This window comes from Pyxidicoccus caerfyrddinensis, assembly GCF_010894405.1.
In the GTDB taxonomy this organism is placed as follows: domain Bacteria; phylum Myxococcota; class Myxococcia; order Myxococcales; family Myxococcaceae; genus Myxococcus; species Myxococcus caerfyrddinensis.
The window spans coordinates 253,632-268,016 of the sequence record NZ_JAAIYA010000003.1 but is presented as its reverse complement, the minus strand read 5'-3'; the positions used below and the strand labels follow the sequence as shown (position 1 = coordinate 268,016).

The following is a 14,385-nucleotide window of genomic DNA, read 5'->3' as shown; positions in this document are numbered from 1 at the left end:
CCATCGGGAAGAGCGCGAGCATGGGAGGACTGTCCCACGCCGCGCCCGCCCGTTCCTCACGGTTCCATCACGTTCACATCAAGATGAAGGCACGAACTCGATGGGCCTTCGCGGCAGCGGAGCTCAGGGCACCTCCGCCACGCATTGCCCCTGCCGGCAGCGGGGCACGAAGGATGGGAAGGCACACGAGCCACTGCTGGTGCAGATGGGGGACTCGGTGCAGTAGCGAGACACCTCTGCGGAGGCCCGGGTCTCGAAGTCCGCGCGGCCGGCGGCGTTCACCATGGCCGGCGGACACGTTCCATAGCCCGTGCAACGGCCGTTAACGGTGGCCGCCACGCAGTCATCGTCCTGCTCGCAGGCGGTGTGCTCCGAGCGGAGGCTGTCCAGCGCGCAGTACACGGTCTTCAAGCGCGGGCAGTGGTAGTCCTCGTTGGCGCAGCCCGGGTACGTGTACCTCGCCTGCGGGTGGATGGGCGGCGAGCATGCCAGCTGGTCCGGACTGCTCGGACACTGCCGTTCGTCCGTCGAGCCCGCCGGGCAGCTCCAGCTCCCGTCGGTGCACACGGGCTGCATGAGGATGTCTGAGCACTCCCGGCAGCAGGTGGGCATCTCGGATGCCACGCACTCCGCCGCCGTCGTGTCGTCCGGCCCCGCGTCCTGTGGCGCGCCTTCCCTGGAATCCGCTCCACCCGAACTGCAGCCCAGCCACACAGCCCAGAGCAGCAACACTGTCAGCTTACGCATCTGCGTCCCTACTTTGCTTGGCGGCCCCGCCGGCATCCTCAGCGGAACCCGAAGCGCTCGCAAGTCCGCCCCCGATTTGAACGTCATGGAGCGTGCACGGCCTCGAGCTCCCATGAGCCCGCTCAGAACTTGTAGACGGCAGCGATTCGGACGAGGGGCTGCACAGCCTCCTGCTTCTCGACGCGCGTCTCGCGGCCGGCCACCAGGCACGGGGTGAAGAGGACGCACTCCGGGCTCGGCGGGACCACGGTCTCGCTCCGCGTCTGGCTGACGTCAGCCCCCGCGCCGAGCGACACGAGCCACTTCTCCCCGAGCGTCTGGGAGTAGCCCAGGAGCCCGCCGACGGACGCACGACTCCCGCTCACCTGCGCATCGCCCTCGAAGAGGGTGCCCTCCGCCTGCACCGCCAGGAAGAGCCCCTGGAAGGGCTGACCGCCGACATAGAGTCGGCTGCCGGCCTGGAGCCCCACGGCATCCAGGCCCATGCCGAGATGAAAGCCTCCGAACACCGTGAGGTACTGCATCAAGGGCTGCTCGACGTCCACGGCCAGGGCCGGCGCCTCGGGCGTGGGGGCATCCACTGAGAGCGAGTGGCTGCGAACGCCGATGGCCAGCGCGCTGCGCGAGCGGCTCGGGCTCGTGGGAAGGGGCTCGCTCGGAGCCTCCTCCTGGGCGAGCGCGGCGACGGGAGTGGAGAGGAGGCCAGCGAGGACGCAGAAGCGAGAGATGTGGAGAGTCATGGCACCCGCGCTCCAATCCAATCCGCATGCCATGCGTAAACACGGGAGAGGACGAGGTCTCGCGGCGCAGCGTGTGCACCGGACTGCACACGTGCGAAGTCAGGTTGGCCCCAACCCGGCTCCCGGCTTCACCCCACCACGCTCGCCGTGCGGCCCGTCGGAGCGGTGCGGCGCTCCCGCGCGCCATCCAGCGCGAAGGCCCCGCTGCCAATCAGCGCCTGCGTCACCAGCGCGAGGATGAGGAAGGCCACGTACTCCCAGCCGCCGCCGGAGTTGGTGAACATCCACCCGTTGGCGACATGCGGCTTGAGCGCGCCGAGCATCACCGGCACCAGCCCGAGCGCCACGAGGCGCGTGCGGAACCCGGCCACCAGCGCCAGCCCACCGAGCAGCTCCGCCAGGAACACGGGCCACGCGGTCCACCCGGGGAAGCCGTGGGCCTCGAAGAAGCTGGCGGTGCCCGCGAAGGTGAAGATGAACGCCTTGGCGCCCGCGTGCGCGAGGAACACCGCGCCCAGGGCGACGCGGAGCACGGTGGCGCCCGCGTCGCGAGCGGAAGCAGAGGACAGGAAGGACTCGATGCGGCTCATGACGGTGACTCCTCGAAGCGAGAGGGGAAGAGTTCCCCTCGGACGCTCCATGGAATGCCGTCCTCATGTCCGCGCCGGAAGGGGCGGCTCGCGAACGAATCGTTCTCCCAGCAGAACAATCACCCCCACCGTGGGGAGCGGAACTCCGCGGCCAGCACGTCGAGCAGGGCCCGCAGGCGCGGGGCGGGAGTCCGGCCGGAGGCATGGACGGCGTAGATGCCCAGGGGCCGGGGCGCGAAGTCGTCGAGCACTGTGACGAGCCGGCCGGAGCGCAGGTCCTCGTCCACCATGAAGCGCGGCAGCATGGCGAGGCCGATGCCCTGGGCCGCGGCCTCGCGGAGCATGGTGCCGTTGCCCGTGGCCAGCGAGCCGGACACGGGGACGCGGATGCGCCCTTCCGCGCCATAGAAGCGCCACTCGTCCTCGGTGCGCAGGTGCGTGTAGCGCAGACAGTCGTGGTGGATGAGGTCCTCGGGCCGCTCGGGAGTGCCCCGCCGCTTCAGGTACGCGGGAGCCGCGCACACGTGCAGCGACGTGGTGGCCAGCTTGCGGGCCACGAGGCTGGAGTCGCGCAGGCGGGTAATCCGGAGGGCCACATCCACGCGCTCCTCCACGAGGTCCACGAGCCTGTCGCTCAGCACGACGTCCACGGTGGTGTCCGGGTGCGCGGCGAGGAACCGGGCCAGCGGCGCGGCGAGGTACAGCTGCGCGAAGCTGACGGGCACGTTGAGGCGCAGCGTGCCCCGGCCCGCGTCGGAGGCGCCGCGCGTGGCGGCCCCTGCCTCCTGGAGCATCCGCGCGCAGTGCGCATACACCCCCAGGCCCGCGTCGGTGACGGTGAGCTTGCGCGTGGTGCGGATGAGCAGGCGCTCGCCCACGCGTGACTCCAGCCGGGACACCCGCGCGCTGACCACGGACTTCGACACCCCGAGCGCCGTGGCCGCCTGCGTGAAGGATCGGTGCTCCACGACTCGCGCGAAGCACGCGAGGCCGAGGAGGTCATCGAAGAGGGGTTCGCTCACCGGCACAGACTGCCACGGCGGCGCGAGGCCGATGAAGGCCGGCGCTCGCGCCACCGCTCCCCGCTCCGGGTCGGGCCCCACGCCCACGCTTCAGCTTCCCCAAGCCTTCACGTGACATCAAGAGCCCTCCATGGGGCCTGTTCCCGGACGGGGAAGAATCACCCGGGGCACCCCGCCCGCCACGATGCGCATCCGCGCGTGGCGGGGGGGGAAGGGGCGCCCCGGGGCGTGCCTGCTGCGCCCTCTCCTCCTCGTCCGCTTCGACGACGAACTCGACGGCGAGGCGGCGAGGTGGAACTTCCTGGCGCTTGGGCACGCACGCCCTCTCCAGGAGCAAAGCCCGTACCGGCTCCCGTCCCTCGGGAGGGACACCGGACGCGCGCAACCCCTGCGCCGTCCCCGGTCCCCGGGCGCAACCGCTGCGCGCATCCGCTCTCAGCGTCACAACCGCAACAGCGGTGCAAATACGACACATGACACCCACACCGTCACGCGGTGTTGACGTGAAGTGCGCGCGCTTCGTCAGTCCTTCCCGTCACAATGCCGGCCCCCCCAAACCACGAGGAACGTATGACACGAGGATTCGCAACGAAGACGTGGCTCTTGCTCGGACTGTGGAGCACGCTGGCCGCTGCGTCGGGACTGCCCGCGACGCCGGCCCCCCAGACAAGCCTCATCTCGCCGTGGACCCAAGCCGCGTCGATGAGCCGGTATCGCTACTCGCACACGGCCACGCTGCTGCCGTCGGGCAAGGTGCTCGTCACCGGTGGCGCCAGCTCGGGCGGCGTGACGGCCACCACCGAGACGTATGACCCCGCCACCAACACGTGGGCCCCTTCCGCGAACCTGGGCGTGGCGCGCTCGGGCCACACCGCCACGCGGTTGCCCTCGGGCCGGGTGCTCATCGTCGGCGGTAGTACCAGCACCACCGTCCACGCGAGCGCGGAGCTGTACAACGCCGCCACCAACACCTTCACCGCCACGGGAGCCATGGTGACGGCGCGCCGCAACCACAAGGCGGTGTTGCTGCTCTCGGGTCAGGTGCTCGCCGTCGGCGGCTTTGGCACCACCTCGTACAACAGCGCGCTGCGCAGCGCGGAGCTCTACAACCCGTCCACGGGCCGGTGGACGGCCACGGGCTCACTGTCGACGGCGGCGGGGACGGTCACCGCCACGCTGCTCGAGGACGGCCGGGTGCTCGCCATCAATGACGACGGCGTGGTCGCCGCCGCCGAGGTCTACACCCCGTCCACCGGCACGTGGACGCGCGTGTCGGACCCGCCGGCGTTCTCTGGACACGCGGCGGTGCGGCTGGACTCGGGCGCGGTGCTGGCCACGGGCCAGGAGCAGTACTGGTACGACAGCGGCGCGTGGCTGTACTTCCCGGAGGACGACTATTGGGAGTACGTCTCCTACGCCAACGAGGCGCGCCGCCGGGGCCACTCGCTGACGCTGCTGCCGTCGGGCCAGGTGCTCGTCGCGCGCGGCACGCGCAACCAGATTGGCGGCAGCGCGGAGCTGTTCGACCCCGACTCCTGGTCCCTGTACGTCGTGGGCTCGGACGCGGCCACCACCGGCCACACGGCGACGCTGCTCCTCACGGGCGGGGTCCTCGTCGTGGGAGGCACCAGCCAGGAGGAGCCCGAGTGGTACTCCTCCGCCGAGATCTTCACGGAGCCGTGAGCCACCGCTGACGCCCCGCCCCACGTACCCGCACGCGTGGTGCAGCCCTCCATGGGGCGGGGAGGCCATCTGGTCCCACCCCGGGGACGCGTGCTCTACTCGCGCGCGTCCCACATGGAATCCTCCCAGCTCGTCGCCTCGTGGCTCCAGGGCCGTGCCACCCTCGGTCCGGACCTGGAGCTCCGGCTCGCGCCCCGCGCGGTGTCCGCCCTCGCCGCCAAGCTCCGGCGCGCGTACACGTGGATTGCCACCCAGGCGCTCGTCAGCCCGTACCAGGACGTGCAGTTCGGTGACCCCGTCGTCCTCACCGGCGCGGGCACGCGCGTGGAGTTGGGCCCCGTGGGCTACTCCGCCTACGTGCTCCTGCCGCTGCTCAACCTCGCCACCTCGCAGCGCCTGCTCTTCGTCGGCGCGCCCGGGCGCGGAAAGACAACCATGGCCACGCTGGTGGCCCTCATCGCCGGAGGCGCCCCAGACGAGGTACGCCGCAGCGTGCAGCACGGCCACCCGCAGCTCACCCTGACGGACCTGCTCGGCAGCCCGCTGCCCAGCGAGCTCATCCGTGCCGAGGACGCCAGCCACATCCGCGTCTCCTGGCGCCGCTGGCTCACCCAGCGCGTGAAGATTGTCGACGAGTACAACCGCATCCCCACCAAGACGCAGTCCGCGCTCCTGTCCCTGATGGCGGAGGGCTATGCGGAGATGTTCGAGCAGGTGGTGGAGTGCGGCCGCTCCGCGTGGTTCCTCACCGCCAACGACGACCAGGGCGGCGGCACCTTCCCCGTCATCGAGGCGCTGAAGGACCGCATCGACCTCGTGGTGCGCAGCATGCCCTTCCACTCGCACCACCTGGAGACGCTCGCGAAGCGTGTGGCCGAGGGCACGGCGCCGGGCCAGTTCGTCCCCGCGGACATCGTCTTCACCGCCGAGGAGCTGGACGCGCTGGAGCGCGAGGTGCGCGCCGTGCCGGTGCCGCCCGCGGTGCTGGAGCTGCTGGGCTTCTTCGCCGGGCAGCTCGAGTTCTGCCAGCGCGCGTCCGGGCAGCTCGAGTACATGCTGAAGGACACGCTGCACCTCGCCGGCCGCCGCGTGGGGCACGTGTGCACGGAGGACTGCCCGCTCGACAAGAGCGTCAACCTCTGCACGCAGACGGAGAACGGCGTCTCCGCCCGCGCGTACCAGGCGGTGCTCCTCTTCACCAAGGCGCTGGCGTACTTCCGGGGCGCGGCCGAAGTCACCGTGGAGGACCTGCGCCAGGTGCTCCCCTGGGCGCTGCACGAGAAGCTCAAGCCCAACCCGCAGAGCGCCTTCTTCCAGAAGCCCGAGCACGCGGTGCACCTGCTCGACCGCATCGGCTGGGTGCGCCATCTCTTCGACGCCGCGGTGGTGCAGCAGGCCGCCTACGCGAAGGTGCGCGAGCCGGTGGCGAAGCTGAAGGCCCAGGCCGAGGCGGGCCCCGCCGGGCTCGACGCGGGCGAGGTCCGCCGGCGGATGAGCGACATCCAGCAGGTGATGGAGAAGGTGCTCCAGAAGCAGGAGCTCAACGGCCCCGTCCACGAGGACCTCGTCCTCCTCAAGAACCTGCACGGGCGCTATGGCGCCTACCTGCGCAACCTGGAGCGCCGGGGCAGGGCGGAGGGCGCATGAGCGACGCCTGGGAAGCCCTCGTGCGCGAGCTGACCACCCAGGGCCCGCGCCGGCACTCGGACTGGGACGCGGCCCTCTTCGAGACGCTCGTCCATGACACCGGGGCAGCGCTCCGGGCCGCGCTCCCCGCCGAGCCGCGCCGGGACGCGGTGGCGGGCGCGTGGCTGAAGCTCGCCGCCGAGGCGGTGGGCCTGGGCCAGGTGGACCGCGCCAGCGCGCGCTACCTCCTCACCGGCCGGGGCAAGGTGCCGGAGTCGGTGACGCTGATGGGGCGCTGCCTCCTGCAGCTCGCGCCCGCGCAGCTGCCCGCGTACCCCGCGGACCAAGCAGTGGCGCTGCTCGCGCGCACCTGGAACCTGTGCGAGGGCCTCGCCACGCAGCCCCTGTGGCTCAACCGCTATGTCACCGCGGCGGCGGTGGAAGCCCCGGCGCTGGAGAAGCTGGACGAGTTCCTCGTCACCACCCTGGCCCCGGCCCTCGCCCCGGCGCGGGAGTCCACGTTCTCCGGGCCCTTCACGCTGGCGATGCTCGACACGCGCAAGGTGATGGACGAGTTCCTCCCCGGGGACATGCACCTCGCGGCGCCCTCCATCCTCTGCGTGCATGACCGCCGCGCGGAGGACGTGAAGGTGGGCCTTTTCCTCGCGCCCGAGGGGAAGGCGCGCTTCCTCGGGCTCCTGCCATGCCTGGGTACCTGGTCGGAGGGAGCGACGCCTCCGCTGGAGGTGCGGCCGGGCGCGGTGCGGGTGAACAAGCGGGTGGCCACGCTGCCGCTGCTGGGCATGCCCCACCAGACGCTCGCCGCGCGGAGCGGGTACGTGGTGGCCAGCGCGGTGGACTCGCAGCGGCTGTGGGTGCTGGACACGCCATGACGGACGCGGCCCTCCAGCAGGCGCCCGTGCACGAGGCGCTGGAGCCGGAGCTCCAGCAACAGGTGGACGATTGCTGGCGGCGCGCGCAGGGGCACTGGTCCCATTTCCTGCTGCTCGGCGAGCCGCGCTCGGCGAAGCAGGGCTGCGCGCTGGCGCACATCAACCTCATCAGCCGGCAGGTCTGGTTCAACGCCCGTGAGCTGCGCTCCCGGAAGCTGTTGGACAGCCTGGAGGCGGTGCTCGCGCACGAGGTGGGGCACCACGTGCGCTACCCGGGCAGCCTGGGTGTCTCCGCGCGCATGCGGATGATGGAAAAGACGCTGCTGCCGCTGGGGGATTACTCGCTCATCAACGTCTTCTGCGACCTGCTCATCAACGAGCAGCTCGGCGCGGACGAGACGCTCCGCCCGCAGCTCATCGCCATCTACCGCTCCTTCCAGAAGGACTACCGCTGGAAGCAGGACCCGGCCTTCTTCTTCTACCTCTCCGTCTACGAGGAGCTGTGGCGCCTGGAGCCGGGGCACCTGATGGGGCCGGAGTCCGCTGCCTTCTCGAAGCAGTTCCCCGACGCGCGCGCGGACGCGCAGCTGATGGCGCAGAACCTCTTCCACCTGGGCCCCAACGTCTACACGCAGTTCCTCTACTTCCTCTCCATCTGCACGCGCTACGTACAGCCGATGAAGGGCGAGGTGCCGGAGAGCACGGACCCGCAGGCCTGCTGCAAGGACGCGCCGCGCCCGGAGGACTGGGCGGAGGCGCTCACCCCGGGCGCAAGGGAGAAGGAGGCCGTGCGCCGCGCGCTCGCGGAAGGGTGGCTGGACAAGGAGAACGCGGACCGGCTCGTGGGCGACAAGAGCCGCGAGCGGCGCATCGCCTCGCTGCCGGGCCAGGGGACGGCGGACGCGGAGGCGGTGCCGGAGGTCATGGCGGCGTACTACCGGCAGGAGGCGGAGCGCCACCTGCTGCGCCCGCCGGACCGGCTGCACCTGGGCGAGGCGGTGGTGCCCACCACGCTGGAGGAGTGGGAGCTGGGAGACGCGCTGCCCACCGTGGACTGGCTGGCCACGCTGGCCCTGCGCGGGGACCGGCTGGGCGCGGTGATGCCGCTCAAGCGCGAGCGCATCGCCGACTACGAGGGCATGGACGTGCCGCTGTGGCAGCCGCGCGTGGAAATCTACCTGGATGTCTCCGGCTCCATGCCGGACCCGCGCGCCACGCTCAACGCGATGACGCTGGCCGCGCAGATTCTCTGCGTGGGGGCCGTGCGCGCGGGCGGCTGGGTGCGGGCGCTGCTCTACTCGACGGACTTCGTGGCGTACTGGACGTGGTGCCGCTCCGAGGTGGAGATGTCGCGCTTCCTCATGCACTACATCGGCGGGGGGACGCGCTTTCCCTTCGCGCGACTGGCGGACTCGGTGCGCGAGCAGCGCGGCCGTCAGCCCACCCGCGTCGTCATCACCGACCGGGACTTCGACGCCAACCTCGACGCGGATGCGAGCCATGCGCGCATCTTCGCCGAGGCCGCGGACGCCTCCGCGCCGCTCGTCCTGCTGCTGCACCACCCCGACCCCGAGCGGGTGTCGCGCTACCGGAAGCAGGGCGCGCGCGTGGCCGAGGTGATGGAGCTGGAGCATTTCCCGAAGGTGGCGGCCGCGCTCGCGCACGCCCTCTTCCAGGAGGAACGCCATGTCGCGCCTTGAGCGCCTGTTCGGCCGCAAGAGCGGCACGCCCGCCGGCCCCGACGAGCGGCCCCGGCTGGACCTGGCCCCGCTGTGCGAGGCGCTGGCGCGCCGCCGCCCCGCGCTGGAGCGCAAGGACGTGGAGCCGGTGCTCATGCGCGCACGGCTCGCGGACTTCCAGAGGGACCACGGGCTGGAGCCGCTGCCGCCGGAGTCCTTCCTCACGCTGTGCGAGGGCCTGGACGCCGAGGGCTGGCGGAGGCTGGCGCTGGTGACGTCCGCGCTGGAGGAGTCCCCGGTGGGCACGGCGGTGGCATCGCTGGCGAAGGCGCAGGGCCTGGAGCAGCAGGTGCGCGAGGGCTTCGCGAGCTTCGCGCGCGAGGCTCGGCTGCTGACGCTGGAGCTGCTCGGCCAGAGCCCGTTGCGGCTGGAGGAGCTGGCGCGGCGGTGGGCCGCGTCCCTGGGCGCGGGCCTCCAGGGAGAGACGGACGAGGAGAGCGCGCAGCGACTGGCGCGGCTGGACTACGCGAAGCTGCTGGCGGAGGCGGAGCGGGCGAAGAAGGCGGCGGAGGCGCGGCAGGAGAAGCTGAAGAAGCTGCGCGAGGCGCAGGACGCGAAGCTCTCGCCCCGGGGGAAGTGGTAGCCATGCTGGAGACGCCCGCGAGCGCCGGCACGGAGTACCCGGCCGAGGACCTGCGCCGCTACCAGTTCCACACCGGCGCGTCGCTGTCGGCGCTGAGGCCGGACGAGCCGTGCCCCGTGCTGTATCGGGATTTGGGCCCGGTGGCGCTGCGGCGCCACCTCCGGGGCACGCTGCCGAGACTGGCGGGCCCGCTCACGCCGCTGCTCTACATGCGCACGGTGGACTTCCGAGAGCCGTACACCGATTACGAGAACACCGGCCGGCTCGTCTTCCTGCGGCCACTGCACGTGCAGCCGTGGCGCTCGGGAGTGCCCGGCGTTTTCGTGGCCAGGGCCACGCGCCCGGTGGACCTGTCCACGGTGGCGTACTGCCCGGGCTCCATTCCCCTGGAGTCGGTGGAGCCGCTGGCGCGCGAGGTGAAGGACGCGGCGGAGCTGCGCGAGGCGCTCGGCGGGAGGGAGTACGACGAGCAGGTGGCCGGGGCACTGCACGCACTGGATGGACTGGTGGCGGAGTTGGAGGCGACGGAGACGCGCGCGGAGCCGCTGCGGCGGGCGCTCCAGTCGCACCTGCGCGACGAGCGGCTGCGGGCCCGCGAGGAACTGGCACGGCTGGGCGTGGAGGAGAATGACCTGTGCGCCGCATGGCACCACCTGCCGCGAGAGCGCCGCGCGCTGCTGAAGGAGGCGCTGCCGCGGCTGGAGCTGGCGCGAGTCGTTGAAGGAGGCGCGGTGATATGAGTGCCGCGAACGCCCTCGGCCACGGTGGCGCCAGGGAGCCCTGTACCGCGCGGGAGCTGGCGCGAGTCGTGGAAGGAGGCACGAGGCCATGAGCGCCGCGAAGCCCCTGCCCGCCCTCGTCCCCTGGGAGTCCTGCCGCGCGCTGACGTGCAGCGTGCTGCCGGTGCGGCTGGCGTGCAACCTGCGCTGCCCGTTCTGCTTCTCGCGCTCGTCCATCAGCGCGCTGAAGCACGAGACGTCGGACCTCCTGCACCTGGACGTGGCGCGCTACTACCGCGACGCGCGCGAGCGCGGGGCCACGCGCCTGGTCATCACCGGGGGCGGTGAGCCGCTGCTGCGCCCGGAGACGGTGGTGCACCTCGTACGCGAGGGCCGCCGCTGCTTCGACGAGATTGCCCTCTTCACCAACGGCACGTTCCTGACCCGAGCGCTGGCGGAGGAGCTCGCGGACGCGGGCCTCTCCTACGTCTGCTGGTCCCGGCACGCGGTGGACGACGCGGACAACCGGATGCTGATGGGGAAGGGAGCGCCACCGCGCGCGGACTTCCTGGAGGCCGCGAGGCCGCTCAAGGTCCGCGCGACGTGTGTCATGGCGCGCGGGCACGTGGACGGGCCGGAGGACGCGTGGCGCTACATCCGCGCGCTGGCGCCGCTGGGGGTGCGCGAGTTCACCTTCAAGCACACGTACGTGGCCTACGCGCAGTCGGTGTTCCGCGAGTCCCCGGCGGACCGGTGGGCGCGTGAGCACCAGGTGGAAGAAGACGTCTTCGAGGGCCAGGGACAGGTGGTGGGCCGCCTGCCGTGGGGCCCCGTCATTCGCAAGGTCGAGGAGGTGCAGGTTTGTTACTACCGGGAGCCGACGCCGCAGTGGGAGCAGGAGAACGGGCTGTGCCGCTCGCTGAATCTGTTGTCGGACGGGAGCGTGTACGCGTCACTGGAGGACTCGCGGAGCCTGTTGTATCGGCTGAGCAGCTAGCGAAGGCGCTGTCTCCAGACATGGTGGAGACGTTCCGACCGCTGCTGCCCGTGGGGTACGCGGCGGGCGCGGAGGCGTACCGCCGCGCGGCGGAGGGGCTGACGGCGGACGACCTGACGCAGCACTACACGCGGGGCCTGCGCTTCTTCCACGAGGAGCTGGTGCCGAAGGTGAAGGCCCGGCTGAGCGCGCTGAGCGGCGGAGTGTGGCGGCTCGACGACTACGTGGCCTTCGCGGCGGGCAGCGACTGCGACTTCATGAGCCACCTGGTCGAGGCCGTCGCGGCGAGAGAGCCGGTGCGTCTGTATCCCGGGGACTGGCACGGCTTCTCGGTGGGCTGCACGCAGCAGGAGGGCATCCGCTGGGACGCGGAGTCCCCTGGAGCGCTGGCGTGTCTGTGCATTCCCTCGGTGCGCAACGGGCACGTGACGGAGGAGATGCTGCGCTTCCTCGGGGCATCGTCGCACTGCCTGCTCAACCTGAACCTCTACCCGACGCTGTCAGCCGACGAGCGGACGGAGGTGGCGGGCCAGCTGCTGCCGTTGCTGCCGAAGTCGGTGCTGTCCATCAGCTTCAGCCGGGGTTTCGGGCTGACGGCGTCACAGCTCGGCGTGGCGCTGGTGCACAAGGACCACCCGTACCTGAAGCGCTTCGAGACGCAGTGGAACTGGCACACGTACTTCTTCAACGCGCTGGCGGCGCGGGCCTTCCTCGCGGTGGACCTGGAGCGGATGCAGGCGGTGGACGCAGAGCGACGCGCCTGGGTGGGCGCGTGGCTCGCCGAGCACGGGCTGCCGGTGGTGGAGGGCGGCAGCTACTACGTGAAGTCCTTCCGCGTGCAGGGCGAGCTACCGGAGTACCTCGCGCCACTGAAGCGTGGAGACGTGGTGCGGCTGTGCTTCAAGCCGCCGCAGGTGGGGTGAGCGCGGGCTCGACAGGGAGAACCACCGGGGCACCGCGGTTCGCGGCGCTCCGGTGAATGCCGTCCCTCAGGGTCCCGGCGCCGCTTTCGTGAGCGCCTTCGTCACAGTGGCATTGGAGCGGTACTTCTTGAGCAGGGCCTTGCGCCGAGCCTCCAGCTTGTTGCAGCCCTTCATGGCGTCCTCGATTTCCTTCCGCCGTTCCTCGTCGTAGGGCTCCTCGCCCGAGAAGTGGTCGCATGAGTCCTTCTTGTCGAGGAAGGCGACGACGTCACAGCCCACGGCGGCGCAGTTCCCGGCGCCGTACAGCTTGAAGGGCGAGCCGGAAGTGAAGCCCACCACGCGCAGCGGGTCTGACAGGGTGACCATCACCGCGACCGGGATGTACCGCCTGAGCTCGAGCTCCCGCGTGTAGCCCTCGAGGGTGAGCGCGACGATGGCTTCAGGGGCGCCGTCACCGCTGACGTCCCCCACGATGTCGAGCGACACGGATTTCGACTGCTTCACGGCGTCGCCAAATTCCTTCTGGAGGCTCATGACGCGTTTCTTCCCAGCCGTGTCCTTCACTTCGAGCCGGAGTGCCTTCTTGTCCAGCGCGATGGCGTATGTGTTGCCATCCTGGGTGAGGTCCACGGCCTCCCCGTCCTGCCCCAGCCTTACCGGCCCGGCCTTCGGGGCCTGGTAGGCCGGCGCGTCGCTTCCCTGTCGCCTCCACATCAGCCGGAATTTCTCCTCACAGCCCTGGATGCGCGGAATCGCGTCCTTGAAGACGAGCGGGCCCTCGACACGCGTCAGGACGTCGGGCTGTTTGTTCCGCGAGCACAGTCCCACCCAGGTGCCGTCTGGCACGCAGTAGTCGACCTTGGCGGACGGCAGCGCATCGCAACCGGCGTAGGCCAGGCCCACGTCTGGGTAGCCCCCCTGGGAGTAGATGAAGTCGATGGGCCGGGCGGACTGCGACGCCCCACCGGCCTTCAGCACGAAGAGCACCGCTGCGGTCGACAACAAGCTCATGGATGATTCCCCCTCCGGGCGAACATAGCGCAGCGCACTCAAGGGAGCGTGATGACCACCTTCCCGAACTGCGCCCCGCTGGCCAGGTACGCGTAGGCCGCGTGTGCCTCGTCGAAGGAGAACACGCGGTCCACCACCGGCCGCACGCCCTGCGTCGCCAGCGCGCGCCCCAGCGCCTCCAGGTCCTCCCGGCTACCCACCGACACCGCCTGCAACCGCACCACGCGCCGCAACGCCCTCGTCAAATCGAACCGCACCGTGGCGCTGTCCAGGAAGCCCACCAGCGTCACCGTCCCGCCCACCCGCGCCGCCCCGATGGAGCGCCCCACCCCTTCTCCGCCGACCACGTCCACCACGTGCTCCGCCCCGCGTCCCTCTGTCAGCGCCAGCACCCGCGCATCCCACTCCGGCTCCGTCCCCGTGTGGATACCGGCCGCTGCGCCCAGCGCCACCGCCCGCTCCAGCTTCGCCGGGCTCCGCGAAGTCACGAGCACCCGGGCTCCCGCCATCCGTGCCAGCTGGAGCGCGAACAGCGACACCCCACCCGTCCCCTGCACCACCACCGTATCCCCGGGCCCCACGCGCCCCGCCGTGAACAGCGCATGCCACGCGGTGACGCCGGCAATCGGCAGCGTTGCCGCCTCCGCGTCCGTCAGGTGCGTCGGCGCGGCCACCGCCGCCTCCTCGTGGATGCAGGCGTATTCGCGCAGCAGTCCATCCAACGGGCCGCCCAGCCGCCTGCGGGTGTTCTCCTCCGTGGGCCCGCCACGAACCCAGTCCGGCACATATGCCGGGATGATGCGGTCACCCACCTTGAAGCGCCGCACCTCCGCGCCCACCGCCACCACCTCGCCCACGCCGTCCGAGACGGGCACCAGCGGGCGCGGATAGTCGCCGTACGTCCCTCGAAGGATGGCCAGGTCCCGGTAGTTCAGCGACACGGCGCGCAGCTTCAACAGTAGCTCGCGCGGCCCTGGCACCGGCACCGGCCGCTCCGTCGGGACCAGGGACTCCGGACCGCTTCCTCGAATCAGCTCGTAGGTCTTCATGCCCGAAACATGCGCCCGGGCCGGGGCTGCGGAAACGAACGTCCATGCACGTCCGACGTGCAA

At 71.2% G+C, this 14,385-nt stretch carries 14 protein-coding genes; 8 read left to right on the top strand and 6 right to left on the bottom strand.

Going from position 1 to position 14,385, the window contains the following annotated elements; genetic code table 11:
- Nucleotides 1–123: 123 nt before the first annotated feature.
- From G4D86_RS08220 to G4D86_RS08205, 4 genes are all read right to left on the bottom strand, one after another.
- Complete coding sequence (locus G4D86_RS08220) at nucleotides 124–576, bottom strand: hypothetical protein (RefSeq protein WP_163991313.1); 453 nt, start codon at nucleotides 574–576, stop codon at nucleotides 124–126.
- 293 nt (nucleotides 577–869) lie between these two features.
- The gene (locus G4D86_RS08215; RefSeq protein WP_163991311.1) at nucleotides 870–1,487 is read right to left on the bottom strand and encodes a hypothetical protein; all 618 of its coding nucleotides are present in this window, start codon (nucleotides 1,485–1,487) and stop codon (nucleotides 870–872) included.
- A gap of 128 nt (nucleotides 1,488–1,615) precedes the next feature.
- Nucleotides 1,616–2,077, bottom strand: a complete 462-nt coding sequence (locus G4D86_RS08210; protein WP_163991308.1) for a DoxX family protein — start codon at nucleotides 2,075–2,077, stop codon at nucleotides 1,616–1,618.
- Nucleotides 2,078–2,196: 119 nt separating this feature from the next.
- On the bottom strand, nucleotides 2,197–3,186 hold the full coding sequence (locus G4D86_RS08205; protein ID WP_240360118.1) for a LysR family transcriptional regulator: 990 nt from the start codon (nucleotides 3,184–3,186) through the stop codon (nucleotides 2,197–2,199).
- 483 nt (nucleotides 3,187–3,669) lie between these two features.
- Between G4D86_RS08205 and G4D86_RS08200 the strand changes: the two genes are divergently transcribed.
- The 8 genes from G4D86_RS08200 to G4D86_RS08165 all read left to right on the top strand — a co-directional run bounded on the left by G4D86_RS08200 (nucleotide 3,670) and on the right by G4D86_RS08165 (nucleotide 12,262).
- The gene (locus G4D86_RS08200; protein ID WP_163991306.1) at nucleotides 3,670–4,782 is read left to right on the top strand and encodes a Kelch repeat-containing protein; all 1,113 of its coding nucleotides are present in this window, start codon (nucleotides 3,670–3,672) and stop codon (nucleotides 4,780–4,782) included.
- Nucleotides 4,783–4,896: 114 nt separating this feature from the next.
- Entirely contained in the window at nucleotides 4,897–6,429 is a 1,533-nt protein-coding gene (locus tag G4D86_RS08195) for an AAA family ATPase (RefSeq protein ID WP_163991305.1), read from the top strand.
- Nucleotides 6,426–7,301 carry a hypothetical protein gene (locus tag G4D86_RS08190; RefSeq protein ID WP_163991304.1) on the top strand — a complete coding sequence of 292 codons (876 nt, stop codon included), beginning with the start codon at nucleotides 6,426–6,428 and terminating at the stop codon, nucleotides 7,299–7,301. The genes G4D86_RS08195 and G4D86_RS08190 overlap by 4 nt, the downstream gene beginning before the upstream one ends.
- Nucleotides 7,298–9,001: a VWA domain-containing protein gene (locus G4D86_RS08185; protein WP_163991303.1), complete on the top strand. Its 1,704-nt coding sequence runs from the start codon at nucleotides 7,298–7,300 to the stop codon at nucleotides 8,999–9,001. Before G4D86_RS08190 ends, G4D86_RS08185 begins: the two co-directional genes overlap by 4 nt.
- Nucleotides 8,988–9,623 (top strand): hypothetical protein, encoded by a 636-nt coding sequence (locus G4D86_RS08180; RefSeq protein ID WP_163991302.1) that lies wholly within the window; start codon nucleotides 8,988–8,990, stop codon nucleotides 9,621–9,623. The genes G4D86_RS08185 and G4D86_RS08180 overlap by 14 nt, the downstream gene beginning before the upstream one ends.
- 2 nt (nucleotides 9,624–9,625) lie before the next feature.
- Entirely contained in the window at nucleotides 9,626–10,363 is a 738-nt protein-coding gene (locus tag G4D86_RS08175; RefSeq protein WP_163991301.1) for a hypothetical protein, read from the top strand.
- A gap of 88 nt (nucleotides 10,364–10,451) precedes the next feature.
- Complete coding sequence (locus G4D86_RS08170) at nucleotides 10,452–11,339, top strand: radical SAM protein (RefSeq protein WP_163991300.1); 888 nt, start codon at nucleotides 10,452–10,454, stop codon at nucleotides 11,337–11,339.
- Nucleotides 11,340–11,359: 20 nt separating this feature from the next.
- Nucleotides 11,360–12,262, top strand: coding sequence for a PLP-dependent aminotransferase family protein (locus G4D86_RS08165; protein ID WP_163991299.1), 903 nt, complete (start codon nucleotides 11,360–11,362; stop codon nucleotides 12,260–12,262).
- 66 nt (nucleotides 12,263–12,328) lie between these two features.
- On the opposite strand, the gene G4D86_RS08160 is transcribed toward G4D86_RS08165, so the two are convergent.
- Both G4D86_RS08160 and G4D86_RS08155 read right to left on the bottom strand, forming a co-directional pair.
- Complete coding sequence (locus G4D86_RS08160) at nucleotides 12,329–13,273, bottom strand: hypothetical protein (protein WP_163991298.1); 945 nt, start codon at nucleotides 13,271–13,273, stop codon at nucleotides 12,329–12,331.
- 38 nt (nucleotides 13,274–13,311) lie between these two features.
- Complete coding sequence (locus G4D86_RS08155; RefSeq protein ID WP_163991296.1) at nucleotides 13,312–14,322, bottom strand: zinc-dependent alcohol dehydrogenase family protein; 1,011 nt, start codon at nucleotides 14,320–14,322, stop codon at nucleotides 13,312–13,314.
- Nucleotides 14,323–14,385 lie beyond the last annotated feature (63 nt).